This window comes from Mesorhizobium salmacidum (SeqCode), from assembly GCF_037179605.1.
Lineage (GTDB): Bacteria > Pseudomonadota > Alphaproteobacteria > Rhizobiales > Rhizobiaceae > Mesorhizobium > Mesorhizobium salmacidum.
Genome location: NZ_JAPYKS010000007.1, coordinates 257,625 through 281,293, shown reverse-complemented (window position 1 = coordinate 281,293; position 23,669 = coordinate 257,625). Strand labels below are relative to the sequence as shown.

The window sequence follows — 23,669 nt, the reverse complement described above, 5'->3', positions numbered from 1 at the left end:
TCTTCAAAACGGGAAGGAAGTAAAATGCGTGTCTATTACGATCGTGATGCCGATCTCAACCTGATCAAGGGCAAGAAGGTCGCCATCATCGGCTATGGCAGCCAGGGCAGGGCGCATGCGCTCAACCTCAAGGATTCCGGCGCCAAGGAGATCGCCATCGGCCTCAAGGCCGGCTCGGCGACCGCCAAGAAGGTCGAGGCCGACGGGCTCAAGGTAATGAGCGTCGCCGATGCCGCCAAATGGGCCGACCTGATGATGATGGCGACGCCCGATGAATTGCAGGCCGACATCTACAAGAACGAGATCGCGCCGAACATCCGCGACGGCGCCGCGATCGCCTTCGCGCACGGCCTCAACGTGCATTTCGGCCTCATCGAGCCGAAGTCGACCGTCGACGTCGTCATGATCGCGCCGAAGGGCCCGGGCCACACGGTGCGCGGCGAATACCAGAAGGGCGGCGGCGTGCCGTGCCTGGTCGCCGTCAACCAGGACGCCTCGGGCAACGCGCTCGACCTCGCTCTCTCCTACGCCTGCGGCGTCGGCGGCGGCCGTTCGGGCATCATCGAGACCAATTTCCGCGAGGAATGCGAGACCGACCTGTTCGGCGAGCAGGTCGTGCTGTGCGGCGGCCTGGTCGAACTGATCCGCGCCGGCTTCGAGACGCTGGTGGAAGCCGGTTACGCGCCGGAAATGGCCTATTTCGAGTGTCTGCACGAGGTCAAGCTGATCGTCGACCTGATCTATGAAGGCGGTATCGCCAACATGAACTACTCGATCTCCAACACCGCCGAATGGGGCGAATACGTCTCGGGTCCGCGCATCATCACCGCCGAGACCAAGGCCGAGATGAAGCGCGTGCTGAAGGACATCCAGACGGGAAAATTCACCTCGGAGTGGATGCAGGAATACCGCGCCGGCATGTCGCGCTTCAAGGGCATCCGCCGCAACAATGACAGCCACCAGATCGAGGAAGTCGGCGCCAAGCTGCGCGCGATGATGCCGTGGATTTCCAAGAACAAGCTGGTCGACAAGGCCAAGAACTGAGCGAAATCGACAGGCTCGAAGCCCTCTAATTTCGAACGGTCAAAACCAAAAACGGCGCCAGGTGGCGCCGTTTTCATTTCTGGTGTCAGCCGCAGCCGGTTCAGCTATAGGGCGACCAGCACTGCTGGCGCGGGCCGTTATAGGGCTGGAATGTGTTGTCGTAGGCGCGATATGAACGGTAGCGGTTATAGCACCACCGGACATGGGCGCTGGAAAGCCGGCCGGCGCGGTAGTAGCGGCGTGGCGCCGGCGCATAGTAATCGTAGTTGTTATAGCTGTTGTACATGCTGCCAAGGCCGAGCCCCAGGCCAAGACCGAGGATTGCGGCGGCCCCATCATCGTAGTAGCCGCCGTGATAGTGGCGGCGGCCATGGCGCCAGCGCCAGTCATCGCCGCGGCTCCAGTTGCCGCCACCATTCCAGTGGCGGCCGCTCCAGTTGCCTCCGCCATGCCAGTGGCGGCCGCTCCAGTTGCCACCACCATTCCAGTGGCCGCCGTTCCAGTTGCGGCGCCATCTCCAATCGCCGCCATTGTTGTTGCCGCCGGCCCAGTCTTCGCGGACCGGGGTGACCATTGGCGCGGCGGTGCTGGCCGGAATCGACACATCGGGCTGCAGGATCGGACCGGCGGCGGATGGCGCCGTGATGCCGGAGACAGTACCGAGGGCAATCAGCCCGGATTTGACAGTGGAAGAAAAGAGCGAATTCATAGCACTCTCCACGAGATACAGGCCCCACGCCTACCCTGGGAATGGGCCTACTGTGGGCCTTTGCGTCTGAACGGCGGATGAACGGAAAGGTTCCGTCAACCATAGGGCGAAGGCCACCAGGACCAAAGGGTCCCTGCTTGTAGTCCCGCGATCTTGTTTTCCGCCGCTCTTGCAGGCAAAGGTCAGGGCATGTCGCTGCGCCTTGCCACCTTCAATGTCGAGAACCTGATGAACAGGTTCGATTTTTCCGGCTATCGCAACCAGCTCAACGAGGATCGCACCCTGGCGATGTTCGATATCCAGAGCGAGGCCGAATACAAGATACTGGAGCAGGCGCGCGCCATCGCGCAATCCGACGACACGCGCCAGCTGACGGCACTGGCCATCGCCGCCACCCGTGCCGACATCATCGGCATGCAGGAGGTCGACAACATCGAAGCGCTGAAGGCGTTCGAGTACGGCTATCTGTTCAAGATGGTGGGGCATGGTTACCGCCAGAAATACACCACGTCGGGCAATGATTCGCGCGGCATCGATGTCGCCGTGATGATGCGCAACGAAACCGCGCAGGGACAGCCGATCGAATTCGTTCGCATGACCAGCCACGCTTATGTCACCTACGAGCAGTTCGGGTTGCACACGCCGGAGCTGGCGGCCCTCGGCAACCAGCCCAATGAACGTATCTTCCGGCGCGACTGCCTGGAGGTCGACATCAAGGTGGGCGGCGCACCGATGACGCTTTATCTCGTGCACTTCAAGTCGATGGGCTCGCCCCGAAACGGGCTTGACGGACGCGAAGCGACAATGCCGGTGCGCGTCGCGGAAGCGCAGGCCGTGCGGCGCATCATCGAGGAGCGTTTCGGTGTGGATCATGCTGCCGACAAGCGCTGGGCGATCTGCGGCGACATGAACGATTACCGCCAGCGGGTGAAGATCGCCGGCGATGAGGTGGACGGCTACCGTTTCGAGGTGGTTGACGAGAACCTGTCCTGCATCAATGTGCTGACAGCGGGCGGCTTCTGCGAAAACGTGGTCGAGCGGCGGCCGGAAATGAACCGCTGGACCTTCTATCACACACGCGGACCCGAAGAGCGGCATCTGTGCCAGCTCGACTATATCCTGCTTTCCAGGGGACTGGCGGCGAAGAACGCCACCGCGGTTCCCGACATCATCCGCAACGGTCAGCCCTGGCGCACGATCTTTCCCGCGGGCCAGGAAGTCGAGCGCTTCCCGCGCGCCGGCTGGGATCGGCCCAAGGCTTCGGACCACTGCCCGGTGGCGATCACGCTGGACATGGCCTGATGGGGAGTATGGGCATGATGGGGAGTACGGGCCCGATGGGGAGTATGGGGCCTGATGGGCAGGATCGGGCCTGAGCCGACATGAGCTTTGATCTTCCACGCAATGTCATCCTGCCGGTCGACGCCATCGATGTGCGCCTCGATGCCGGCCCGCATCCCTTCGCGGTGGATAATGCCGGGGCGATCGCCAAGAACTGGCAGAGCGAGATCGAGACCAATCCGGCGCTCTTCGACGGCACCGTGGTTCTGCTTTCGGAACTTGCCTATCGCGACCGCAGTCTCATTGGCCTCTGCCATGCGGTCAACTACTCGACCTTCATGCTGTGGCGGAAGCGGCGCGAGAATTCCGGCGCCGAACACGCCTATGCCCATGCCGTGCTGGTGGCCGGCGACAATGCGCTGGTGGCGATCCGCATGGGACCGCGAACCGTCAATGCCGGCCGGGTCTATTTCGCCGCCGGTTCGTTCGAGCCAACCGATTTCCGCGATGGGCTGGTCGATGTCGATTTCAACATGATCCGCGAGGTGCGCGAGGAAACCGGCCTCGACCTGTCGAACGCCAGGCGCGGGGTGCGCTGGCACGCCCTGTCGACGGCAAGCGGCACCGTCATCTTCCGCCGCTATCACGTCGACGAGCCTGCCGATGAGATAGCGCGCCGAATCTTGGCCTTCGTCGCCACCGAAGCCGATCCGGAGATCGAGGGGCCGGTGATCATCCGCCATGCCGACGACCTGCCGAACGGTCTTTCGCCGCACATGAAGCCCCTGATCGAGTGGCATTTCGCGAACGGAAATTAAAGTTTCGTGCCGATGTCATGATCGCAGACGCCACCCGTCGGCGCCACGGCTGATCTCGTGGAGAGGCAGGGGCCTATGAGCCTTGCTTTTGAGTGCCTTGCGGTCGTTGCGCGCGGCGACGAAGAACAGGATGAAGCCGATGCCCAGCAAGCCGCCCATCGCCATACCCATGGTCTGGCCGACGACCGCCTGGAAATCCGGTTTGACGCGATCGGGATTGGCCATCCCGTAATCGGCGAGATACCACCAGATGCCTGCCAGGACAGCTTCGATAACCACCATTGTCAGGACCACGCGCGCCTTCTTGCTCATCAGCTGCTCCTCGACCAGAAATGCCTTGGCACAACATCGCCAACACAGCGACGACAGGGTTGGGCGGGGCGGAAACGTCGAAGGTTGTGTAAAACCGGCTCGGAGTGCCGGGCGCCTTTGCAGCTTGCTCGTTACTCATGCCTTAGCGCGTCGATCGGATCGAGCCTGGCGCCGCGAAGGGCCGGGAAGAAGCCGAACACCATGCCGATCAGCGCGGAGAAGCCGACGGCGAGCAGGATGACCGCCGGGCTTGGCGCGAAGGGTATGATCAAGGTCATCGAGGCGAGGCCGGCCAGCGCCAGGCCAATCACGATGCCGATGATGCCGCCGAGCAGCGACAGCACCGTCGCCTCGACCAGGAACTGGATGAGGATGTGCTTTTCATGCGCGCCGATGGCGAGCCTGATGCCGATCTCGCGGGTTCGCTCGGTGACCGACACCAGCATGATATTCATGATGCCGATGCCGCCGACCAGCAGGCTGACGCCGGCGACCGCGCCCAGCATGCCGGTCATCGTCGTGGTTGCGCTGGCCATGGCGTCGGCGATCTGGGTCATGTCGCGGATGGCGAAATCGCTTTCGCGGTCCGGGGTTATACGGCGCGCATCGCGCAAAATATCCTCGACGCGCGGCTGCAATTCGGCGGTCGGCGTGCGGTCGTCGGCGGCGATGTAGATGTTGTCGATATCGCGGTTGCCGGCGATGCGGCGCTGATAGGCGGCGAGCGGCATCAGCACGACATTGTCCTGGTCCTGGCCGAAGCCGGTATAGCCCTTCGGCTCGAGAAGGCCGACGATCTTGCAGGAGGTGCGGTTGACGCGGATGATCTCACCCTCGGGATCGCCGGCGCCGAAGAATTGCTGGCGCACCGTCTCGCCGATCAGGCACACGCCAGTGCCCGAACGGGTTTCGGAATCGCTGAACGGGCGGCCGGACACCAGTTTCCAGTCGCGCGCGTCGAGATAGGCGCTGTCGGTGCCGGTGACGCCTGAGGTCAGGCTTTCGGTGCCGAAGATGACGCGGACCTGCTTCTGCGATGCCGGCGAGATGGCGCGCGCGCCGGAGAGATGCGCAACCAGCGCCGCCAGGTCCTTTTCCGCCAGCGGCCGCACCGCCTGGTCGAGCCCGCCCGGACCTCCGGGACCGGCCGGGCGCCCGGCCCGGACGACCAGCAGATTGCTGCCGAGTTTGGAGATGTCGGCCTTGACCTTTTGCGTGGTGCCGGAGCCGATGGTCAGCATGGCAATGACGGCGGCGACCCCGATGACGATGCCGAGCAAGGTCAGGAACGAACGCAGCACGTTGCGGCGGATCGAGCGCAGCGAGAGGCGGATGGTTTCCCAGATCATGGTTATGCCGTCTCCATGTTCATTGTGTCGGAGGCGACATGGCCGTCGAGGAAGCGGATGGTGCGCTCGGCATATTCGGCGACATCGGCCTCGTGCGTGACCATGGCGACGGTCAGGCCAAGCTCCTTGTTCAGCCGCGTCAGCAGTTCCATGATTTCGTGGGTGCGAGCCGTGTCGAGATTGCCGGTCGGCTCGTCGGCGACGAGCAGCGTCGGCCTGGTGACGATGGCGCGTGCGATCGCCACGCGCTGCTGCTGGCCGCCGGAGAGCTCGGCCGGCGTGTGATGCTCGCGGCCGACAAGGCCGACCTCAGCCAGCGCCTGCATGGCAAGGTCGCGGCGCTCGCGGGCGGCGACGCCGCGATAGATCAGCGGCAGTTCGACGTTCTCCGCCGCGGTGGTGCGGGCCAAGAGATTGTAACCCTGGAAGACGAAGCCGACATAAAGGTTGCGCAGCATGGCGCGGCGGTTGCGGTCGAGCCGGCCGGCATCGACGCCCATGAAGGAGTAGGTTCCGGCCGTCGGCGTGTCGAGGCAACCGATGATGTTCATTGCCGTTGACTTGCCGGAGCCCGATGGACCCATGATGGCGACGAATTCGCCGCGCCGGATGGCAAGGTCTACGCCGGCCAGCGCATGCACCTTGGCTTCGCCTTGGCCGTAGCTCTTCCAGACCGTGTCGAAGGTGATGAGGGGCGCGCCCGCGGCCATAGCCTCAGCTCCGCGACTGCGAGGCGGTGATGATCTGCACTCCTTCCTCCAGGCCGGAGGTGATCTCCGTCAGTTCGCCATCGGTGGAGCCGATCTTGACGTTGACCGGATGCGGCCGGCCGTTCTCCAGCACATAGAGCGTGCGAGAACCATCGGTCGGGGCCTTCGCCGCCTGGCGTTGGCGGTCGGGGCGACCCATGCGGCCGGTGAACAGGTCGCTGAGACTCCAGCCACGCGGGGCCTGCTGCGCCGGTCGGTAGCGGAAGGCGCTGGCCGGCACGGTGAGCACATCCTTGGCCTGCCGGGTAACGACCGAAACGGTAGCGGTCATGCCCGGGCGCAGCAGAAGTTCGCTGTTGTCGACCTCAAGCCGCGCATTGTAGGTGACGACCCCATCCGTCGTGACCGAGGCATAGGAAATGTCGCGGATCTCGGCATCGAACGGCCGGTCGGGGAAGGCGTCGACGGTGAAGCGGGCATGCTGGCCTGATTTGACCGCGCCGATGTCGGCTTCGTCGACCGCCGCCACCAGCTCCATGTTCCTCAAATCCGCGGCGATGATGAACAGCACGGGCGCCTGCAGCGAAGAGGCGACCGTCTGGCCGGGGTCGACCGAACGGGTCAACACGATGCCGTCGATCGGCGCGTAGATGGTGCTGTTGGCGAGATCGGTCTGCTGCGATTTCAAGTCTGCATTGGCGATGGCGAGATTGGCCTCGGCGCTGTCGAGTGCAGCCTTGGAGCGGTCGCGGGTCGCGGTCGCGGCCTCGAGCGACTGGTCGGTGGCCATGCCGCGCTTGGTCAGGGCCGCCGCGCGGACAAGCGCGCTCTCGTTCTCGGAGAGCGTCACCCGGGCGTCCTCGACATTGGCAGCCGCCCCTTTTGCGGACGCTTCGGCCCGTTCGATCTGGACCTGCAGCTTGGCGGTGTCGAGTGCAGCCAGCACGTCGCCCTTCTTCACCTGCTGGTTCTCGTTGACCGTGACCGAGCGTATGATGCCGGAGAGCTGGCTTGATATGTCGACCTGGGTGAGGGGTTGCAGCGTGCCAGTCGCCGAAACCTGGACGGTGAGGTCGGCCTTGGCGGCCGGCACTGTCGTATAGTCGATCTTGGTCGGCGTGCCGGCATACCATTGGTAACCGGCAAAAGCCGCGACGAGGACGATCAGCGCCAGCAGCGCGTAGAGCCAGCCGCGGCGGCGCGTCCTGCGCCGGCCGATCTGGTCGAGCCCTAGCGCCGTCTCAATGGCGGAATCCGATTCCGCCTTTGGCAGATTGACAATCTGGTCCACGTCGGACCCCTATTATGCGTAATGTCCCTGTCTGTGCACAGATCAGGCTTATCGGTTCGAATATCAAATTAAATTTCGCCCATGTTGGGATTGAGGCAGGAATGCAAACCCGGAATTACTTGCTTTACGATGTGTTTACGACCGAGCGACTGGCCGGCAACCCGCTGGCGGTGGTGTTGGATTGCAAAGGTCTGGACACCGCCGCGATGCAAGCCATCGCGCGCGAGTTCAACCTGTCCGAATCGGTCTTCGTGCTGCCGCCGGACAATCCCAAGCACCGAAACCGCATCCGCATCTTTACCCCCGATTATGAAATGCCGTTCGCCGGCCACCCGACGGTGGGCTCGGCAATCGCGCTGGCGGAACTGGCCGGTGAGGGCGACGCCGGCATTTTCGTCCTGGAAGAAAACATTGGTCCGGTGCGTTGCGCCGTGAGCAAGCACGATGGCGCCACCTTCGCCGAATTCGACCTCGCCAAGCTGCCGGAGCCGCTGAAGCTCGACGCCGATCCGGAGGCGATCGGCGCGGCACTCGGCTTGACACCGCACGAGATCGGCTTCGAGAATCACCGCGTCGCCTTCTGGTCGGCGGGCGTGGCCTATGTGACCATCCCGGTCGCCAACCTCGAGGCGGCGGGCCGGATCCGGCTGGACAACCAGGCGTGGTCGGAACTGGCGCCGCGCAAGAGCGAATGGGCCTTCGCCAGCCCGTACGTCTATTGCCGTGAAACGGTGAATCACGAAAGCGCGTTCCATGTGCGCATGATCGTGCCCGGCACGCCGTCCTACGAGGACCCGGCGACCGGTTCGGCGGCGGCGGCCTTCGCCGGCGCCATCATGCATTTCGACGGCCCGACAGACGGGGTTTCGCAATTGTGGATCGAGCAGGGACTGGAGATGGGGCGGCCATCGCGCATCCGCCTCGAACTGACCGTACAGGGCGGAAAACTCGCCTCGGCGCGCATTGGCGGCAACGCGATCAAGGTGGCGGAAGGCAAGCTTTTCGTCTGATCGCCTCCGCATTCCTTCCCGGCACGACAAGGCTTGTTGCGATTTGTCGGGAAATGATTCCAGCAGGGCTGGACAGGACCGGTGTCGGCGGCTATATGCCCGCCAACGCCGGTTTTTGCCGGCCGAGTGGGTGCGTAGCTCAGTTGGTAGAGCAGCTGACTCTTAATCAGCGGGTCCACAGTTCAATCCTGTGCGCACCCACCAAAATCTAACAAAATCAATTTGTTGGACGAGGTGAGGGACCCTGATGGATGTAGGCGGAAGTCTGTGTCCGCACTATGTCCAAATATTTGGGCCAGCACCCACACTTTTCCGCATCATGCTCTAGACGCGTGTCATGCCATTCTCCCGGCTGCCAAAATGTCGCGCTGGCGGCGGCCGATCGGTGTTTGGCCGCCCTTGGCCTGATCCACAGCCCACTTCGATGATTCCCACCAGTGCGCGAACAAACTCAACCATGTCGTTTGCCGTGATGGCTGCCTTGTCGGGGTTTTGCCCGATGTGCTCGGCGGCTTCGCAACATGAGCGGCGGATGAGATCGTAATGTATATCCCTTTCATCCTCCGGCAACGCCGCCAACTTCATGGCTCGGCTATGAATCAACCGCAGCAATAGTTCGAGAGCTGCTCCCACACTCATGCGTTTGCTCCGCATTGGTCGAGCGTCCCGGCGCTTGAGGGCGCGCGTTTGGAACGTCCGATGAGGAGGCGTTTCCCGTCCCCGTATGGAAGGCTGCATCACAGTCGTTAATATATTCTTTCTTGCTAATATTCCTCCTTCGTTGAGCCTGCAGAAAGGCCGAGCGGCGCCCGGGGCCGCTTCTTGCGGTCGAAATTTCACTCAGTCCGAGCAAGGACATCGCGAACCCCCTGTTTTGGGGCTCCGAAAATTCATGAGGGTTTGTACATCAAGGCGATCCGCGCATTACTTCTCCGACACGCCAGCCTCGGCAAAACTCGCCATTCTCGCATGGCACTCCAGCGCCGAGCGCACGATGTTGACGGCCAGGCACGCGCCGGAGCCTTCGCCGAGCCGCATGCCGAGATCGAGTAGCGGCGGCAGGGCGAGCGCTTCGAGCAGGCCGCGATGGCCCGATTCGGCGGAGACATGTGCGGCGGTCGTATGAGCAAGGCCGGTTGGGTGCAGCTTTGCCAGCGGCGCGGCGGCGGCGGTGCAGACGAAGCCGTCTAGCAGCACGGGTATGCCCAGATGCCGTGCGGCGAGCGTGGCGCCGAAGATGGCGGCGAGTTCGCGCCCGCCGAGGCTGGCTGCGACCCCCAGCGGATCGGCAAGGGCGGCGGCGTGGCGCTTCAGGCCGGCTTCGATGGCGACCACCTTGCGCTTCAGTCCGGCATCGTCGACGCCGGTGCCGCGCCCGGTCCATTTTTCGGCACCACCGCCGAACAAGGCGGCCGAAATGGCGGCGGCCGGCGTGGTGTTGCCGATGCCCATTTCGCCAAAGCAGACGAGGTCCAGATCTTTCGTCACCGCGTCGTAACCGGCCGAGACGGCGGCGAGGAAGGTTTTCTCATCCATTGCGGGCACTTGGGTGAAATCGCCGGTTGGATGATCGAGGTCGAGCGGGATGACGTCGAGCTCGGCGCCGGCGATACGGGCGAGCTGGTTGATGGCAGCACCCCCGCCAGCGAAATTCGCCACCATTTGCACGGTGACTTCCGAAGGATAGGCCGACACGCCTTGCGCGGTGACGCCGTGATTGCCTGCGAAGACGAAGACTTTCACGCGGTCAAGCCTGGGCATGTCACGGCCCTGCCAGCGCGCCAGCCAGGCGGCGATCGTTTCCAGCCGGCCGAGACTGCCTTGCGGTTTGGTCAGCGTGTCCTGGCGGCTGGCAACGGCATTGGCTGCCGCCTCGCTGCCGGCGGGCAGGTCGAGACAGGCGGCGCGCAGTTCATCGAGGGATTTGAAGGGCATGGGGGCAAGGTCTCCGGGAGGGAATCAGGCAAAAGGGATCAGGAAAGAGCGACGGAAGCGACGAGAAGCACCGCGATCTCGCTCAATTGCTGCAAGGCGCCAACCGTGTCGCCGGTCTGGCCATTGATCTGGTTGAGGCAAAGGGCGTGAAAGGCAGCAAACAGCAGGCCGAGCAGGATGAGCGCGGCGATGGCGCCGCCGGCGCCAAGCAGGAGCAGCGGAATCGCGCCAAGCACGGCGCCGGCTATCGCCATTTCGAGTGAGACGGCGCCGGCGTCTGCCGAGAGGCCGTCGGATCGCGCAGGCGGCAAAAGATGCATAAAGGCGCCGAGCACGCCACGCGAAGCGGCATGCGCAGCCACCAGAGCAAAGAGGGCTTGCGTGGGATCGGTGAGTTCCGAAAGCGTGCTCCAGCGGATCAGCAGCGATAGCGCCAGCGCCATGGCACCATAGGCGCCGATGCGGCTGTCGCGCATGATCTCGAGCTTGCGTCCGCGCGACTTGCCGCCACCGAAGCCATCGGCGACGTCGGACAGCCCATCCTCATGCAGGCAGCCTGTGGTGAGCACGGTTGCAACGAGGGCGAGGGCGGCCGACGGTCCTATGGCAAGGCCAAACCGTTCCGCCGTGGCAAAGACGATGGCGCCGATCAAGCCGACGACAAGGCCGGCAATGGGGGCGGCCCAGATCGCGGCGGCGAGGCTGCGGCCACGAAAATCGAAGACGGGCAGCGGCAGGCGGGTGAAGAAGACCAGGCAAAGGGCGATGTCATCGAGGACTTGCCGAGGCGACAGGGCGATTCTTGGGCGCTTCATGGTCTAGGCCCGTGCAATGGCGTGGAAGAAGGTGCCACTGACATGGCCACGCCGGTAGCCGGAAGCGCCGAGCGGATTGCCCTGGCCGTCGGCGAGGTCGGCCAGCGGCTCATCATTGCCGGTGGCCATCATCTGCGCATAGTGGAATTCGTGACCTCGGATCAGTGCGCCTTGCGGCCCCAGCGGACAGTCGGCGCGCAGCCGTGCTTCACGGTAGCCGAGATTCATCTTGCGCCTGGCGAAGCTGGTGGAATGGCCGAGCAGGCCGAGCATGCGATGCGTTTCGCCGCCGGCATCCTCCAGCGCTTCACCAAGCACCATGAAGCCACCGCACTCACCATGGATCGGCTTCTTCTCGGCGAAACGCGCCATTCCCACATGGAAATTCGTGGCGGCGGCCAGCTTGCCGGCGTGAAGCTCTGGATAGCCGCCGGGCAGCCAGCAGACATCGCAATCCTCGTCCGGCGCTTCGTCGGCGAGCGGCGAGAACGGGACAATTTCCGCGCCTGCCTTGCGCCAACAGGCGGCGACATGCGGGTAGAGGAAGCTGAAGGCGGCATCCTCGGCCAGTGCGATGCGCTGGCCGGGCGGCCGCAGCGCGTCGGTGATGTCGCCAACTGCCGGGGCGAGGGGTGTTGCCAGCGCTATGATCGCGTCCAGGTCGAGCGACTTCTCCGCCATGTCGGCAAGCCGATCGAGATGCGCCATCAGATCGTCATATTCGCCGGCCTGCACGAGGCCGAGATGGCGTTCGGGCAGGTTCAACGTGGGATCGCGCAAAATGGCGCCGACGACGGGCAGGCCGATCGCCTCGATGGCGTCGCCGGACAGCCGCCGGTGACGCTCGCTGCCCAGCCGGTTGAGCACGACACCCGCCATGCGCACATCCGGATCGTAAATGGCAAAACCCTTGGCGACGGCCGCCGCCGTGGTCGACTGGCCCGACACGTCGAGCACCAGCAGCACCGGCAGACCGTAAAGCCGGGCAAGATCGGCGGCCGAACCGGTGCGCCCCGGCGAGGCCGGAATACCGTCGAACAGGCCCATGGCGCTTTCGAGGATGACGAAGTCGGTATCGTCGGCTGCCTGTGCGGCCAGCGCATTGAGCAGCGACGGCGACATCGCCCAGCTGTCGAGATTGACACCGGTCAGGCCGGTGGCGGCGGTGTGGAAGCCGGGGTCGATATAGTCCGGGCCGGATTTGGCGCCGCGCACCTTCAGGCCGCGCCGGGTGAGCGCGCGCAGAATGCCGATGGTGACGCTGGTCTTGCCCGAGCCGGAGCGCGGCGCGCCGATGATGATCGCGCGCGCCGTCATGCCTGCCCTGCCAGTGCCGCGCGCATCGCGACGATGCCGCCGACGACGATCAGTGCCGGTGAGGCGAGCCCGGCAGCCGCCGCTTCCTCGGCAATGGTGGCGAGCGTGGCGACGACGGTTCGCTCCTGCTGTGTCGTCGCGGCGACAATCACGGCCGCCGGCGTCGATGGCGCCAGTCCGCCGTCGAGCAGGGCGGCTGCTATCAGCGGCAGATTGGCCATGCCCATATAGACGACCACAGGCTGGCCGGTGCGGGCGATCGCCGCCCAGTCAATGTCGTCATCGGTGCCGGCGGCATGCCCCGTCGCCAGAATGATAGCCTTGTTGATGCCGCGCATGGTGGCCGGGATGCCGGTGGCGGCCAGCGCGCTGAGGCCAGATGTCAGGCCCGGCAGCACACGGAACGGGATGTTTTCGCGCGCCAGCGCCAGCGCCTCTTCGCCGCCACGGCCGAAAATATAGGGATCGCCGCCCTTCAGCCTGACGACGCGGCGGCCTTCACGCGCCAGCCGCACCAGCAAAGCGGTGATGTCATCCTGCTTCATCGAGGGCTGGCCGCCGCGCTTGCCGGCAAAGAAAAGCTCGGCGTTACCGGCAACCGCGACGACATCAGGCGAAACCAGCGCGTCGTAGACCAGCGCATCCGCTTCGGCCAGCGCCGCCAGCACTTCCAGGGTCAGGCAGCCAGGGTCACCGGGGCCGGCGCCGGCCAGCCAGACATGGCCCGGCTCAAGCTCGCGCGGCTTGAAGTTCAGCCGCGCGAGCGCCTGTTCGAGCGTGGCGTTTTCGCCTTTGTTTCTGGTGCTGCCGCTCACAATCCGTCCCGTCCGCGAAAACGCCGCTGATAATGGGCGTCGTATAATGAACTCTCGCCAAACCCTTCCGCCGCCAGCGAGCGGCCGACGAAGATGAGCGCCGTACGCTCCATCGGATCGGCGGCCAGCAGCGCCTCGATGGTCTCCAACGTGCCGGTCAGCACCCGCTCATCCGGCCAGGAGGCGCGGAAGACGATCGCGACCGGGCAATCGCCGCCATAGTGCGGCGTCAGTTCGGCGACCACGCGGTCGATGGCGTGGATGGCAAGATGAATGGCCAGCGTGGCGCCGGTGCGGCCGAAGCCGGCCAGCGTTTCGCCGGGCGGCATTTTCGACGCACGCCCGGAAACGCGGGTCAGCACCAGGCTTTGCGCGACTTCGGGAATGGTCAGCTCGCGGCGAAGTGCTGCGGCGGCGGCGGCGAAGGACGGGACGCCCGGGGTCATCGTGTAGGGGATGCCATGCTTTTCCAGCCGGCGGATCTGCTCGGCGACAGCGCTCCACACCGACAGGTCGCCGGAGTGCAGGCGGGCAACATCATGGCCGGCCTTGTGGGCCGCCACATATTCAGCCTCGATCTCATCCAGCGACATCGGCGCGGTGTCGATCAATTTTGTTCCCGGCGCGCAATGCTGCAGCAATTCCGGCGCGACGATCGACCCGGCATGGAGGCAGACCGGGCAACTCGCCAGGAGCCTTGCGCCACGCAGCGTGATGAGGTCGGCCGCACCCGGACCGGCGCCGATGAAATGGACGGTCATGGCGCGTCTCCGCTGATGGCGATGGCGCAGGTGACCGCGCCGAGCACGGTGCGTGGACCAAGCAGGCTGGCGCCTTTGCCGGCGACGGCAAGGGCGGAGGCTTCCGAGACCGATGGGGTGCCGGCCAGGTCCTGCGAGAGGCTGGAACTGCTGAGCGTCCGCGGCGAGGCGGCCTGAAGAGCTGCGTCATCGACGATGATGACCGGAAGGTTCAGCTTGCGACCAGCGGCAGCGATCGCGTCTTCGTCCTTCTTGAGCGCCGCGGTAGCCAGTGCCGAAAGAGCCGACATCGCCAGGCCATGCGCTTCGAGCGCGGTTTCTATCGCCGCGAGCACGTCTTCGACGGTTACGCCTTTGCTGCTGCCGATGCCCGCGACCATCATGGCTTCACCCAGCTCCATTGCGTGACAGGCATTGCCGGCCGCCATGCCTGCATGGAGCCGACGGGCGAAGCGCGGGAGATGGCGATGCGGGTGAGGTCGCCGCCGCGCTTTGTGTGCTGGGCGAGAAGCAGGGCTTCCATTTCCAGCGTCACCGCGTTGGCGACGAGACGGCCGCCGGCGCGCAAGGCCTTGGTGGCGGCGGTCAAGACGCCGGCGTCGCTGCCGCCGCCACCGATGAAGACGGCATCGGGCGTCTCCAGCCTGGCCAGTGCCTTGGGCGCGCTGCCTTCCACAATGACGAGGCCGGGAACGCCGCAGGTAACGGCATTGTGGCCGATGCGAGCGGCGCGGACCGGATCGGCCTCGATGGCGATGGCGCGCATCGAGCGGTGAGCAAGCATCCATTCGATGCCAATCGAACCCGAGCCGGCGCCGACATCCCACAGCAATTCGCCGCGCCTCGGCGCCAGCGCCGAGAGGGTTACGGCGCGGATTTCACGTTTGGTGATCTGGCCGTCATGCTCGAACAGATGATCGGCAAGGCCTGATGTGAGCGGCAGCACGCGCGCTTGCGGGTTCGAATCAATTTCGATGGCCAGCACGTTGAGTGGATTGATGTTTTCGAGGTTGAAGGCGTCGGCACGAACCGAACGCAATGTCTCCTTCGGCCCGCCTAACGCTTCCAGGACGGTCAACCGCGAAGTGCCAAAGTCTAGTTCGGTGAGCAGGCGCCCAATTGCAGCAGGTGCATCGCCATCCGATGTCAGCGCCAGGATGCGTGCGTTGGGCTGCAGCAGCGGGCGAATCAGGTCGATCGGGTGGCTGTGCAGTGAGATGATCTCGATGTCCTGCAGCGCCCAGCCAAGACGGGCGGCTGCCAGCGAAATGGCTGACGGCGCTGGGATGACATACATCTCGCGCGGGTTGACCTTGCGGGCGAGGGTGGCGCCGACCCCGTGGAAGAACGGGTCGCCGGAGGCGAGCACGCAGACGTTTCTGCCGGCAAGCGCCAAGACCTCGGCCATTCCGGTATCGAACGGAACCGGCCAGGGTCGCTGCTTGCCCCTGGCAAAGGAAGCGACGAGCGCCAGGTGCCGCTTGCCACCGAAGATGAACTCCGCCTCGGCGATCCGCCGCTTGGCCTCGTCGCCGAGACCCGCTAAACCGTCCTCGCCAATGCCGACGATGGTGAGCCATCTTGAGTTGAGCTTGGCGCCGCGCGGACCCTCAGCAGGCATGATGACCCACCGCATTCTGATCCTTGGCGGTACCACCGAAGCCGGGCAACTGGCCGGAGAACTGGCGGCGCGCGCCGATTGCTCGGTCACGCTTTCCCTGGCCGGCCGCACGCAAAGCCCGGTCGCGCAGGGTGTGCCCGTGCGAAGCGGAGGATTCGGCGGCGTCGATGGTCTGGCTGCTTATCTCAGCGAGACAGGCACTGGTCTGCTGATCGACGCCACGCATCCCTACGCGGCGCGAATCTCCGCCAATGCGGCGATGGCCGCGCGCAAGACCGGCGTGCCGATCCTTGCCCTGCGGCGCCCGGGGTGGGTGGCCGGCCAAGGCGACCGCTGGCTTAAGGTCGACAGCGTTGCCGAGGCCGCGCGGGCGCTTGGCGAAGTGCCGCGCCGTGTGTTTCTGGCGCTGGGCCGCCAGGAGGTCGCCGCCTTCGAGGCAGCGCCCCAGCACCACTATCTGATCCGCAGCGTCGATCCGGTCGAGCCGAAGCTGGCGGTTGCCGATGCCGCGTACCTGTTGGCGCGCGGACCGTTTGGCGAGACCGACGAGCACGCTCTGCTCGAAAAACATCGCATCGATGTCGTGGTGTCGAAGAACAGCGGCGGCGCGGCCACCTACGGCAAGGTCGCCGCCGCGAGGGCGCTTGGCCTCGAGGTGATCATGGTGCGCAGGCCCGCCCTGCCGGACGTGCCTTCGGCTGAAACCGTCGAAGCGCTGGCCGCGATGGTGCGTCATTTTGTGGAGCCCGATGCCGAGCGCGGCGTGTAGACCAGCGCCGGCTTGTCGCTGCGCTTGATGATCCGGGTCTCCGGCGAGCCGATGATGATGCAGGTCGCCATGTCGGCCTTTTCTGCGTCGACATCGGCCAGCAGATAGACCTCGATGCGCTCGTCCGGACGGCCGGCGGCGCGGCCGAAGATCACCGGCGTCGTGCCGGGCAGGATAGCGGTCAGGCATTCGAAGGCGCGGCCAAGTTGCCAGGGACGCGCCTTGCTGATCGGGTTGTAGAGAGCGATGACGAAGCCGGCGCCGGCCGCCGCCAGCAGGCGCAACTCGATCAAATCCCAAGGCTTCAGATTGTCGGATAGCGAGATGGCACAAAAATCGTGGCCGAGCGGCGCGCCGATGCGGGCGGCGACCGCCAGCATGGCGGTGACGCCAGGCACGATGATGACATCAACCGCACGCCATTCGGCCGGACCGGCCTCGATCGCCTCACAGACCGCCGCGGCCATGGCGAACACGCCGGGATCGCCACCGGATACCACGGCGACGTCGTGGCCCTCGGCGGCCTTGGTCAGGGCCTCCTTGGAGCGGGCGAGTTCCTCACGGTTGTCGGAAGCGACGCGGGTCTGGTCCGGGCGCAGGTCGAGCCGGTCGAGATAGGGCTTGTAGCCATAGAAGAATTTTGCCTCCGCGATAGCGCGACTGGCTTGCGGGGTGACCTGGTCGGCATTGCCGGGCCCGAGGCCGATGACGGTGAGACGGCCGCTCATGCCTGCACTCCAGCCACGCCGGGTCGACCGGACCAGCCGGCAACCAGCACGATGGCGAAATAGGGCGCCTTGTCGTCCGGTTTGTCGGCAAGCTTCATCGAGACGCTGCCGGCCATGGTGCCGCGCTCGACGTAGACGGCACGCGTCAGCTTGCCGGTCGCCTCCAGCGCGCGCTTGATCTTGGGCAGGTTGCGCCCGACCTTCATGATGACGGCAGCATCGGTGTCGGCAAGGCGGCGCGTCAGGTCGAATTCACTCATCGTGCCAGGCAGCACGGTCAGCACGTCGTCGCCCTGGACGATCGGCACGCCGGTCTGCGACCAGCAGCCGGACATGGCGGTGATGCCGGGAATGACCTCGGTCGGGTAGCGATGGGCAAGGCGCACATGCAGGTGCATGTAGGAGCCGTAGAACAGCGGGTCGCCTTCGGAGAGCACGGCAACCATCTTGCCGGCGTCGAGGTGCTCGGCGACCCTGTCGGCCGACTCCTCATAGAAACCTGATATCTGCGAGCGGTAATCGTCGTGGTCCTTGTCGATCTCGGTGGTCACGGGATAGAGCAGCGGCAGTTCCAGCATGTCGGGCCGGAAGCGCGCCTCGACGATGGCGCGCGCATTGCTGTTGTTGCCGCGTTTGGCGAAATAAGCCACGACATCGGCCTCGGCCAAGGTCCGTGCGGCCTTCAGCGTCAGCAATTCGGGGTCGCCGGGACCGGTGCCGACGCCGACGAGACGGCCTTTGGGGAGCGCGTTCACAGGCCCGGCCTCGCCAGTGAATTGAGCGCTGCGGCGGTCATGGCGCTGCCGCCAAGCCTGCCGCGCACGATGGCGTAGGGCACGCCATAGGAATTTTCGGCCAGCGCATCCTTGGATTCGGCAGCACCGACAAAACCGACCGGCATGCCGATGATGGCGGCTGGCTTAGGCACGCCATCGCGCAGCTTTTCCAGCAGATAGAAGAGTGCGGTCGGCGCATTGCCGATGGCGACGACCGAACCGGCCATGCGCTCGCCCCAAAGGTCGATCGCGGCGGCCGAGCGGGTATTGCCGATCTCCCTGGCGATGTCGTGCGTGCGCTGGTCGCGCAAGGTGCAGATCACCTCATTGCCGGCCGGCAGCCGGGCACGGGTGACGCCATGCGAGACCATTTCCGCGTCGCAGAAGATCGGCGCGCCGGCCGCCAGAGCGGTGCGGGCGGCGGTGACAAAATCGGGGGAGAAAACGAAACGACTTGCTGCCTCGACTTGGCCGCAGGCATGGATCATGCGGATGGCGACATCGGCCTCGGCTTCGGAAAAGCGCGACAGATCAGCCTCGGCGCGAATGATGGCGAAGGAGCGCTCGTAGATCGCTGTGCCGTCGTGGATATAGTCATAGGCGGCCATGCTCATTCCTGTAGGTAAGTTTGGACGAGGCCTGCAGTCCCAAGCCTTGTCAGGCAAGCGGCGGCGGTTTCGCCTTGAAATCGTGCGCTGCGGATCATCGCCGCGACGCGGCTGATGCCGCGCGCGGCGTCATAGCCCGGCCTGTAGCCGGCAGGAAGAGCCTTTGCCGTCGCGTTCACGACAAGTCCGGCTCCATTTTCACCGCCGACCAAAGTCAGCGCCGCCGGACCGGGATGCGCGCAGCCCTTGGCGCAGCCGGAAACGTGCAGGGTAAAGTCGAGGATGTCCGTGTTCTCGGCGGCGATCGCCTCGGCGATGTCGCGGGTCGCGATCCGGCCGGACGCGCAGGCCGGCGTGCCTGGGCAGGCCGCGATGCGCGTGCGCGGGTCGGCGGGGGAGGTGACGAAGCCGAGGGTGGCGGCGGTGTCATGAAGGGATTGTTTGGCGTCCGCTGGCTGGCCGAGGAACAGCAGGGCGCGGCCTGGGACGAGTCGGATTTCGGTTGCGCCGAGGGCGAGGGCGCTTTGCGCGAGGCCGATGATTTTTTCAGCTGGCATGCTGCCGTAGGGGAGGCCGATGCCGAGGGCGTGGAAACTGTTCAATGAGAATAAACCGATGGGAAGGCGCTCCGTCACACCCCCCTCTGGCCTGCCGGCCATCTCCCCCGCAAGGGGGGAGATCGGATGTCGTGTCGGCTTTCGCCAATCTCCAACGGCTTGAGACGAGGCACTGCCATGGAAGTTGCCAATCTCCCCCCTTGCGGGGGAGATGTCCGGCAGGACAGAGGGGGGTGTGAAGGAATGCAAGCCTGCGAGAGATACTAACTGCCTATCCGACAAATCGCGTGCATGAGCCTCGCGGCCTTTTTCCGCAATCATCCTCAGCACCGCGACAGCGATGTCGCGCGCGGCATCGTCTTCCACCGTGGCGAGCGGCCTCGCGGTCCGCCCATCACCAGCAACTGACACCCGCCACTGGATCCCCACATCGGTCCGCGTTGCAGCGAGCCGCACATCCGCCGTCACCGCATCCAGCGTCAGTTGCCCGCCGCCATCGACGATCACCGCAACCTTCGGCCCCAGCCTTGTTGCCAGCCCGGCTTCCTCAACGGCCACCCTGATCCGCTCAGCCATCGGCCTCGGATCGGCGATCTCCCGCGGGTCAATGCCGGCCAGCGGGCCGGTCTCGACCGGGACGCCGGTGCGCACCGCGATGCCCAGCGCATCGACCTCCGCTGCCAGCAACCCAGCGCTTTCCATTGTCAGGCCGCGTATCTGCAGGCTGCCGCGCGCCGTTACTTCCATGATGCCGTTGCCGTGCCGCACAGCGGATTCGGCCAACGCGATCAAGAGCCTCGGCGATAGGCCTCCGGAGACCGGGTTGAGCCGCACCAGCAGGCCGTCGCCTGTCTGCATCGGCGCCGACAAAGCAGGGCAGGCGCCACGGCGCGAAAAGGCGTTCATGCCGCGACCCCGAGCGCGTTGGCCTCGGCAATCAGCGCGGCGAGATCGTCGTCGATGGAATTGCGCAAGGGATGCCAGAGGCCGCGCCGGCGCGCCGACAGGAAGCGCTCGGCGATGACTTTGGCGGCGGCGGGATTTTCGCGCAGGATGAAGGCACGAACCTCGGCGTCACCGAGATAGGCATCATGCACGGCCTCGATCAGCGCGCCTGAAATGGCATGGGTGGTCTCGGCGAAGCCGACCAGCCGGTCGACGGTTTCGGCGAATTCGGAGGCGCCGCGCGGACCGTGGCGCATCTGCCCAGATATGAAGCGGGCGTTGACGGCACGGGCACGCACCACGCGCGACACCGCTTCGCCAACCGATCGCGGTTTCGGCCTCTGCGGGTCCGTGGTGTCGAGCACGATGACGTCGGCGTTCCTGCCGAGTGTGGCCAAGGCGGCCGAAAAGCCGCCGATGAAGGCGACGTCGGCGGAACCTTCGAGAATGTCGCGGCCGGGGTCGTCGCCGGTGTGGACCAGAAGATCGGCTTCGGCAATGCGGCCTTCAAACACTCCGGGTGCCGAGACCCCTTCGCCGCCGGCGCCGCCATAGGCATGCGAGGTGGCGTCGAGATAGGCGCGGCCGATTTCTTCGCGCGCCGCCCAGTCGCCGCTGGACAAAATCTCTTCGACGCCGGCGCCGTAAGTGCCGGGCGACGTGCCGAAGATGCGCGGGCTGACCTTGCCGTCGGCGCGGCTCCTGGCGGCGAGCGGGTTTTCTGAATCGTCCTCGCCGCGCGCTGCAACGGCGTTGGCGGCGGCGTCGATCAGTGCGATCTGGGTCGGGAACATGTCGCGGAACAGGCCTGATATGCGCCAGGTGACGTCGACGCGCGGGCGGCCGAGCGTTGCCGGCGGCAGCACCTCGATGCCGGTGATGCGGCCGGTCGCGGCATCCCATTGCGGCCGGCAGCCCATCAGCGCCAGGCCCTGCGCAATCTCCTCGCCGCCGGTGCGCAGGGAGGCCGAGCCCCAGAGGTCTGTCACCAGGGAGCGCGGCCAGTCGCCATGCGATTGCATGTAGGCGCGCACCACTTCCTCGGCAGCCACCTTGCCAAGATCATAGGCGGTCGGAGTCGGCATGGTGCGCGGGTCCGAGGTGAACAGGTTGCGGCCGGTTGGCAAGACATCGGAGCGCCCGCGCGCGGGCGCTCCGGCCGGGCCCGCCTTGACGTGACGGCCATCGAGCGCGGCGAGCAGCGCGGCCTTCTCGGCTTCCGCGCTTTGCCGGCGCATGGGATCGCGCTCGTCGTCTGGGGCGCGACCATAGATATGCAGCCCGTCCTTGATGGCAAAATCCTTGAGATCGCAGAGCCAGGCATCGATGCGGCGCAGTGCTTCGTCTGGCGCGTCGGTCTCGGCGACGCCGGCTTCGGAGGCGAGGCCGGTCTTTTGCGCGGTTTCGACAATCAGTTTCGCCAGCCGGTCACGACGACGGCGGTCGAGGCCGTCGGCCTGGGCGTATTCATCGACCAGCCGTTCGAGCTTGTGCTGGTCCTCGTCCAGTCCGGCGCCTCTCAGCGGCGGCGGCAGATGACCAAGGGTGACCGCGGCAATGCGCCGTTTGGCCTGTGCCGCTTCGCCGGGGTTGGAGACGATGAAGGGATAGATGACGGGCAGGGAGCCGGTGACGATCTCGGGGAAGCAGGCTTGCGAAAGCGCGACGGTCTTGCCGGGCAGCCATTCCAGCGTGCCGTGGGCGCCGACATGGATGAGAGCGTGGACGCCGAGTGATTCGCGCAGCCACAGGCCGAACGCGATCAAAGCGTGGCGCGGAGGCAGCGTCGGATCGTGGTAGTCGGCGCGGCGGTCCGCGGAACGGCCACGGTCAGGGGCGAGTGCGACGATGATGTTGCCGAAATGCGCGGCGCGGAAGGGGAAGTTGGCGGCGGTCGGCGCTTGAACACCCCCCTCTGTCCTGCCGGACATCTCCCCCGCAAGGGGGGAGATCGGCAGTTCCGGGGCCGGCGCTCCTTCTGCAATGTTGGCAGTTGGCGAAAGCCGTGACGACAGCGCAATCTCCCCCCTTGCGGGGGAGATGTCCGGCAGGACAGAGGGGGGTGCTTCGCGAAGACCTGTCTCCCGATCTGCTCGGCCCCACGCAGCATCTACTGAGGCGATTGCATCTGCTGGCAGCTCTTTCGAGAGGTCCAAATAGTCCGCCAAGCCAAGTCGGTGATCACTTTTTTCCAGCAAATCCAGCAATTCACGCGGCGTTTGCGGTATCGCGTCAACGGCATAGCCCTGTTCGCTCAAGTCCCGCAGCATGGCCAGCACGCTGGACGGCACATCCAGCCCGACCGCATAGCCGGTGCGGCCGGGAGCACTGGGATAATCGGGAATGAGGATCGCCAGCTTGCGTTCGGCGCGCGGGGTCTGCTGCAAACGGATGAAGGCCGCGACGCGCCTAGCCACTTGCTCAACACGATCCCGTTCCGGCCGGTTGGCCAAGGCGCGGTGGCCCAGCGCCGGGTCGACATCGCTCTCGCCCTTGAAAGAGATGGCGCCGGCAAGGATGCGGCCATCGAGTTCGGGCAGCACGACATGCATGGCAAGGTCGGCGGGCGCCAGTCCGCGCTGATTGTTTTCCCACACGTCGCGGCGCGTGGTGGCGACGATGACCTGGAAGACAGGCACGCCGGCGCGGTCGAACAGGGTTTCCACGCCGGGCTCGGCGCCAGAAGCGAAAGCGGTCGCGGTGATGATGGCGGCGGGTTTCAGCGATGCAATGGCATTTTCGACGAACGCCAGGGACACCGGATCCTTGAGACTGGAAACGAAGATCGGGACCGGTGCCAGTCCCTGGGAGTGCAAAGCCTCGGCCAGCGCATCGATCGGGGCGACATCGGCTGCAAGCAGCATCGATCGGTAGAAGAGAATCGGGATGATGGGAGCGCTGGCATTTGAAAGGTCCGGCTGTTCTGCGACCCCCAATCCAGATTGATGGTAACCAGCCTTCGGCACGCTGACCGGACTGGCGACGGGCATATCCTGTCCAGCCAGGCCTGCCAGCCTGTGCACCAGGGCGCTCATATTGGCCGGGCCGCCCTCGCGGAAATAGCCGAGCAGGCCGTCGAGTTCGGCGCGCGGCAGCGTCGAGGCTTGGATCAGTCTGAGATCCTCATCATGGCTTTCACCCGGAAGCAGCGCCAGTCTTATGCCGCGCTCGCGGGCGATTGCCGCGAGCTGGTCGCAGCCATAGCGCCACCAGTCGTAGCCGCCGAGGATACGCACCATGATGACCTTGGCATGGCGGGCGACGCTGTCGATCCAGAGATCGACGGACATGGGATGGCGCAGGTCGCGCAGTGCGGCGAGCCGCATCGACGGCAAGCGATCGGCGTCGGCCTTCCATGCCGCCGCCAGCCCGGCGAGATCGCTGTCGGTGAAGGACAGGGCCACGATATCCGCCGGCGCCTGCCGGAGATCGACAGGCTCGGCGAGGTCGTCGAGCGACGCGGAGGTCGTGGTGAGGATGTGCATCGCTGCCCGTGCC

At 65.5% G+C, this 23,669-nt stretch carries 23 protein-coding genes and 1 tRNA gene; 6 read left to right on the top strand and 18 right to left on the bottom strand.

Going from position 1 to position 23,669, the window contains the following annotated elements:
- Positions 1 to 24: 24 nt before the first annotated feature.
- Positions 25 to 1,044 (top strand): ketol-acid reductoisomerase, encoded by a 1,020-nt coding sequence (gene ilvC / locus O7A60_RS12485; protein WP_013531065.1) that lies wholly within the window; start codon positions 25 to 27, stop codon positions 1,042 to 1,044.
- Positions 1,045 to 1,144: 100 nt separating this feature from the next.
- Here ilvC and O7A60_RS12480 read toward each other — a convergent pair whose 3' ends face one another.
- Positions 1,145 to 1,753 carry a BA14K family protein gene (locus O7A60_RS12480; RefSeq protein WP_337106522.1) on the bottom strand — a complete coding sequence of 203 codons (609 nt, stop codon included), beginning with the start codon at positions 1,751 to 1,753 and terminating at the stop codon, positions 1,145 to 1,147.
- 189 nt (positions 1,754 to 1,942) lie between these two features.
- Here O7A60_RS12480 and O7A60_RS12475 point away from each other — a divergent pair, with 189 nt between their 5' ends.
- Both O7A60_RS12475 and O7A60_RS12470 read left to right on the top strand, forming a co-directional pair.
- A complete protein-coding gene (locus O7A60_RS12475; protein WP_337106520.1) occupies positions 1,943 to 3,055 on the top strand; it encodes an endonuclease/exonuclease/phosphatase family protein in 1,113 nt (370 codons plus the stop codon).
- 80 nt (positions 3,056 to 3,135) lie between these two features.
- The gene (locus tag O7A60_RS12470) at positions 3,136 to 3,852 is read left to right on the top strand and encodes a hypothetical protein (RefSeq protein ID WP_337106519.1); all 717 of its coding nucleotides are present in this window, start codon (positions 3,136 to 3,138) and stop codon (positions 3,850 to 3,852) included.
- A 15-nt stretch (positions 3,853 to 3,867) separates the two neighbouring features.
- Here O7A60_RS12470 and O7A60_RS12465 read toward each other — a convergent pair whose 3' ends face one another.
- The 4 genes from O7A60_RS12465 to O7A60_RS12450 form a co-directional block, all read right to left on the bottom strand.
- The gene (locus tag O7A60_RS12465; protein ID WP_337106518.1) at positions 3,868 to 4,164 is read right to left on the bottom strand and encodes a hypothetical protein; all 297 of its coding nucleotides are present in this window, start codon (positions 4,162 to 4,164) and stop codon (positions 3,868 to 3,870) included.
- A 131-nt stretch (positions 4,165 to 4,295) separates the two neighbouring features.
- Complete coding sequence (locus O7A60_RS12460; protein WP_337106517.1) at positions 4,296 to 5,513, bottom strand: ABC transporter permease; 1,218 nt, start codon at positions 5,511 to 5,513, stop codon at positions 4,296 to 4,298.
- Positions 5,514 to 5,515: 2 nt separating this feature from the next.
- Positions 5,516 to 6,223, bottom strand: coding sequence for an ABC transporter ATP-binding protein (locus O7A60_RS12455; protein WP_027145316.1), 708 nt, complete (start codon positions 6,221 to 6,223; stop codon positions 5,516 to 5,518).
- 4 nt (positions 6,224 to 6,227) lie between these two features.
- On the bottom strand, positions 6,228 to 7,514 hold the full coding sequence (locus tag O7A60_RS12450; RefSeq protein ID WP_337106516.1) for an efflux RND transporter periplasmic adaptor subunit: 1,287 nt from the start codon (positions 7,512 to 7,514) through the stop codon (positions 6,228 to 6,230).
- A 101-nt stretch (positions 7,515 to 7,615) separates the two neighbouring features.
- Here O7A60_RS12450 and O7A60_RS12445 point away from each other — a divergent pair, with 101 nt between their 5' ends.
- Both O7A60_RS12445 and O7A60_RS12440 read left to right on the top strand, forming a co-directional pair.
- Entirely contained in the window at positions 7,616 to 8,524 is a 909-nt protein-coding gene (locus O7A60_RS12445; RefSeq protein ID WP_337106515.1) for a PhzF family phenazine biosynthesis protein, read from the top strand.
- A gap of 128 nt (positions 8,525 to 8,652) precedes the next feature.
- Positions 8,653 to 8,728, top strand: a tRNA-Lys gene (locus tag O7A60_RS12440).
- 120 nt (positions 8,729 to 8,848) lie between these two features.
- On the opposite strand, the gene O7A60_RS12435 is transcribed toward O7A60_RS12440, so the two are convergent.
- From O7A60_RS12435 to cbiE, 8 genes are all read right to left on the bottom strand, one after another.
- Positions 8,849 to 9,163, bottom strand: a complete 315-nt coding sequence (locus O7A60_RS12435) for a hypothetical protein (RefSeq protein ID WP_337106514.1) — start codon at positions 9,161 to 9,163, stop codon at positions 8,849 to 8,851.
- A 285-nt stretch (positions 9,164 to 9,448) separates the two neighbouring features.
- Positions 9,449 to 10,459, bottom strand: coding sequence for a nicotinate-nucleotide--dimethylbenzimidazole phosphoribosyltransferase (gene cobT, locus O7A60_RS12430; RefSeq protein ID WP_337106513.1), 1,011 nt, complete (start codon positions 10,457 to 10,459; stop codon positions 9,449 to 9,451).
- A 38-nt stretch (positions 10,460 to 10,497) separates the two neighbouring features.
- A complete protein-coding gene (cobS, locus tag O7A60_RS12425) occupies positions 10,498 to 11,274 on the bottom strand; it encodes an adenosylcobinamide-GDP ribazoletransferase (protein ID WP_337106512.1) in 777 nt (258 codons plus the stop codon).
- 3 nt (positions 11,275 to 11,277) lie between these two features.
- Complete coding sequence (locus O7A60_RS12420) at positions 11,278 to 12,591, bottom strand: cobyrinate a,c-diamide synthase (RefSeq protein ID WP_337106511.1); 1,314 nt, start codon at positions 12,589 to 12,591, stop codon at positions 11,278 to 11,280.
- Entirely contained in the window at positions 12,588 to 13,406 is an 819-nt protein-coding gene (cobA, locus tag O7A60_RS12415; RefSeq protein WP_337106510.1) for a uroporphyrinogen-III C-methyltransferase, read from the bottom strand. The genes O7A60_RS12420 and cobA overlap by 4 nt, the downstream gene beginning before the upstream one ends.
- Complete coding sequence (gene cobM, locus O7A60_RS12410) at positions 13,403 to 14,167, bottom strand: precorrin-4 C(11)-methyltransferase (RefSeq protein ID WP_140747278.1); 765 nt, start codon at positions 14,165 to 14,167, stop codon at positions 13,403 to 13,405. The genes cobA and cobM overlap by 4 nt, the downstream gene beginning before the upstream one ends.
- Positions 14,164 to 14,550 (bottom strand): cobalamin biosynthesis protein, encoded by a 387-nt coding sequence (locus O7A60_RS12405; RefSeq protein ID WP_337106549.1) that lies wholly within the window; start codon positions 14,548 to 14,550, stop codon positions 14,164 to 14,166. The genes cobM and O7A60_RS12405 overlap by 4 nt, the downstream gene beginning before the upstream one ends.
- Complete coding sequence (cbiE, locus tag O7A60_RS12400) at positions 14,547 to 15,788, bottom strand: precorrin-6y C5,15-methyltransferase (decarboxylating) subunit CbiE (RefSeq protein WP_337106509.1); 1,242 nt, start codon at positions 15,786 to 15,788, stop codon at positions 14,547 to 14,549. Before cbiE ends, O7A60_RS12405 begins: the two co-directional genes overlap by 4 nt.
- Before the next feature lies 1 nt (position 15,789).
- On the opposite strand from cbiE, the gene O7A60_RS12395 reads away from it, so the two are divergent.
- Entirely contained in the window at positions 15,790 to 16,557 is a 768-nt protein-coding gene (locus tag O7A60_RS12395) for a cobalt-precorrin-6A reductase (protein WP_337106508.1), read from the top strand.
- Here O7A60_RS12395 and O7A60_RS12390 read toward each other — a convergent pair.
- Genes O7A60_RS12390 through O7A60_RS12370 form a run of 5 tightly spaced genes read right to left on the bottom strand, consistent with a single transcriptional unit; the run spans position 16,521 to position 23,656 of the window.
- Positions 16,521 to 17,285 carry a precorrin-3B C(17)-methyltransferase gene (locus O7A60_RS12390; RefSeq protein WP_337106506.1) on the bottom strand — a complete coding sequence of 255 codons (765 nt, stop codon included), beginning with the start codon at positions 17,283 to 17,285 and terminating at the stop codon, positions 16,521 to 16,523. The genes O7A60_RS12395 and O7A60_RS12390 overlap by 37 nt on opposite strands.
- The gene (locus O7A60_RS12385; RefSeq protein WP_337106505.1) at positions 17,282 to 18,040 is read right to left on the bottom strand and encodes a precorrin-2 C(20)-methyltransferase; all 759 of its coding nucleotides are present in this window, start codon (positions 18,038 to 18,040) and stop codon (positions 17,282 to 17,284) included. Before O7A60_RS12385 ends, O7A60_RS12390 begins: the two co-directional genes overlap by 4 nt.
- On the bottom strand, positions 18,037 to 18,669 hold the full coding sequence (locus O7A60_RS12380) for a precorrin-8X methylmutase (RefSeq protein WP_337106504.1): 633 nt from the start codon (positions 18,667 to 18,669) through the stop codon (positions 18,037 to 18,039). Before O7A60_RS12380 ends, O7A60_RS12385 begins: the two co-directional genes overlap by 4 nt.
- Positions 18,670 to 18,671: 2 nt before the next feature.
- Complete coding sequence (gene cobG / locus O7A60_RS12375) at positions 18,672 to 20,132, bottom strand: precorrin-3B synthase (RefSeq protein WP_337106503.1); 1,461 nt, start codon at positions 20,130 to 20,132, stop codon at positions 18,672 to 18,674.
- Positions 20,129 to 23,656 (bottom strand): cobaltochelatase subunit CobN, encoded by a 3,528-nt coding sequence (locus tag O7A60_RS12370; RefSeq protein WP_337106501.1) that lies wholly within the window; start codon positions 23,654 to 23,656, stop codon positions 20,129 to 20,131. The genes cobG and O7A60_RS12370 overlap by 4 nt, the downstream gene beginning before the upstream one ends.
- Between the last annotated feature and the right edge of the window lie 13 nt (positions 23,657 to 23,669).

Excerpts from the sequence above, each read along its gene's own strand:
- ilvC (WP_013531065.1), top strand. The coding sequence starts at position 25 with ATGCGTGTCTATTACGATCGTGATGCCGATCTCAACCTGATCAAGGGC.
- O7A60_RS12465 (WP_337106518.1), bottom strand. The coding sequence starts at position 4,164 with ATGAGCAAGAAGGCGCGCGTGGTCCTGACAATGGTGGTTATCGAAGCT.
- O7A60_RS12390 (WP_337106506.1), bottom strand. The coding sequence starts at position 17,285 with ATGAGCGGCCGTCTCACCGTCATCGGCCTCGGGCCCGGCAATGCCGAC.
- cbiE (WP_337106509.1), bottom strand. The coding sequence starts at position 15,788 with ATGCCTGCTGAGGGTCCGCGCGGCGCCAAGCTCAACTCAAGATGGCTC.
- O7A60_RS12460 (WP_337106517.1), bottom strand. The coding sequence starts at position 5,513 with ATGATCTGGGAAACCATCCGCCTCTCGCTGCGCTCGATCCGCCGCAAC.
- O7A60_RS12405 (WP_337106549.1), bottom strand. The coding sequence starts at position 14,550 with ATGATGGTCGCGGGCATCGGCAGCAGCAAAGGCGTAACCGTCGAAGAC.
- O7A60_RS12455 (WP_027145316.1), bottom strand. The coding sequence starts at position 6,223 with ATGGCCGCGGGCGCGCCCCTCATCACCTTCGACACGGTCTGGAAGAGC.
- O7A60_RS12380 (WP_337106504.1), bottom strand. The coding sequence starts at position 18,669 with ATGGCCGCCTATGACTATATCCACGACGGCACAGCGATCTACGAGCGC.
- O7A60_RS12370 (WP_337106501.1), bottom strand. The coding sequence starts at position 23,656 with ATGCACATCCTCACCACGACCTCCGCGTCGCTCGACGACCTCGCCGAG.
- cobM (WP_140747278.1), bottom strand. The coding sequence starts at position 14,167 with ATGACCGTCCATTTCATCGGCGCCGGTCCGGGTGCGGCCGACCTCATC.
- O7A60_RS12420 (WP_337106511.1), bottom strand. The coding sequence starts at position 12,591 with ATGACGGCGCGCGCGATCATCATCGGCGCGCCGCGCTCCGGCTCGGGC.
- O7A60_RS12475 (WP_337106520.1), top strand. The coding sequence starts at position 1,943 with ATGTCGCTGCGCCTTGCCACCTTCAATGTCGAGAACCTGATGAACAGG.
- cobS (WP_337106512.1), bottom strand. The coding sequence starts at position 11,274 with ATGAAGCGCCCAAGAATCGCCCTGTCGCCTCGGCAAGTCCTCGATGAC.
- O7A60_RS12470 (WP_337106519.1), top strand. The coding sequence starts at position 3,136 with ATGAGCTTTGATCTTCCACGCAATGTCATCCTGCCGGTCGACGCCATC.
- O7A60_RS12480 (WP_337106522.1), bottom strand. The coding sequence starts at position 1,753 with ATGAATTCGCTCTTTTCTTCCACTGTCAAATCCGGGCTGATTGCCCTC.
- O7A60_RS12395 (WP_337106508.1), top strand. The coding sequence starts at position 15,790 with ATGACCCACCGCATTCTGATCCTTGGCGGTACCACCGAAGCCGGGCAA.
- O7A60_RS12445 (WP_337106515.1), top strand. The coding sequence starts at position 7,616 with ATGCAAACCCGGAATTACTTGCTTTACGATGTGTTTACGACCGAGCGA.
- cobT (WP_337106513.1), bottom strand. The coding sequence starts at position 10,459 with ATGCCCTTCAAATCCCTCGATGAACTGCGCGCCGCCTGTCTCGACCTG.
- O7A60_RS12435 (WP_337106514.1), bottom strand. The coding sequence starts at position 9,163 with ATGAGTGTGGGAGCAGCTCTCGAACTATTGCTGCGGTTGATTCATAGC.
- cobG (WP_337106503.1), bottom strand. The coding sequence starts at position 20,132 with ATGAACGCCTTTTCGCGCCGTGGCGCCTGCCCTGCTTTGTCGGCGCCG.